The organism is Streptomyces sp. NPDC057271 (genome assembly GCF_042668715.1).
GTDB lineage: Bacteria > Actinomycetota > Actinomycetes > Streptomycetales > Streptomycetaceae > Streptomyces.
This window is the reverse complement of sequence record NZ_JBHUYJ010000269.1, coordinates 1-1,047: the sequence shown is the minus strand read 5'-3', so window position 1 is coordinate 1,047 and position 1,047 is coordinate 1. Positions and strand designations below refer to the sequence as shown.

1 protein-coding gene is annotated in these 1,047 nt (G+C 67.8%); it reads left to right on the top strand.

Translation table 11 applies throughout. The features are described from left to right. Positions 1-1,047: hypothetical protein (locus ACFUJR_RS39390; RefSeq protein ID WP_383451330.1), on the top strand; the 1,047-nt coding region annotated here is incomplete at both ends.

Below are 1,047 nucleotides of genomic sequence, written 5' to 3'. Positions count from 1 at the left end.
TGCCACCGAACGTCGCGGACCCGCATCTCTCTTTCGCGCTGGCGGTGGCCGAAGGCTCTCCGGTGGGGCAGTGGGCGGACTACATCTTGGCCAGGGCGGTGCACGACCGGCGGGCCGGCGTCCCCCTCGTATTGGCTGAGATCTTGAAGAGCCTCCGCATTGAGCACAAGTCGGGCCAATCCCGCTTCGTTGTAGGTGTCCTGGAGGCGACGGGAGTGCTCTCGCCCCATTCGATGCGTAAGGGTGCCACCTATGACCAGATGAGGAGGGCGGTCGGCCTGGTTGCCGGCAAGCTGAAAGCCAGCGAGCCGCTTGCTCTGTGGCACGTAGCGGGCACCGTGCTGGGTGCCAAGTCCCAGTCCGCAGGGTCGTGGCGGATTCTGGGTTGGGTCACCGGTGCCATGCTTCTTCATCCTCTGGCGGACGGTTCCCGTCAGAGGATGAAGGATGAGGTGGTGGAGCTGGGCCGGCAGGCCGAGGGCCGGGGTGAGGTGCCCGACGTGGAGGGCATCGCGAGGTCGGTTTTCGCGGTGGATGCGACGATCGGGGTGACGGAGCATCAGAAGTTCTTGGTCGCCGGCTGGCTGAGCGGAGAAGAGGGCCTATGGGACTCCGTCGCCGGCCTGGAGGTCACGCCCGGGCCGGTGGTTCCGGGCCCGGAGGTCACGCCCGGGCTCGACCGGTTCGCCGATGAGGTGGTGACGCACGCGCTGTCCCAACTCGCCCTTGGTCGTACGGCCGATATCTCCGGTATGGAGGGGGTGGCCGGGCAGAGCGAGAGGGAGATGTTCGGAGTTGGCGTGTTGGAGTGGATGGGGCTCGCTGGTCCTGGAGGGCGCATGCGCAGGGGCGCCACCGCCCAGGAGATGCAGAGCATCGTGGCTTCGGCTCGGCGTGACAAGGCGGAGAGCCGGCCTGTCGATGCCCGGCGCTACGAGAAGACAAAGGTAGTCGGGTCGGGGGAGTGGGCTCGTCGTGTGGCCCGGATCAAGGGGTGGCTGACGGCCGCCGGTGTGGTGGGCTCCCGGCCGGTGAACGGTTCCAGGC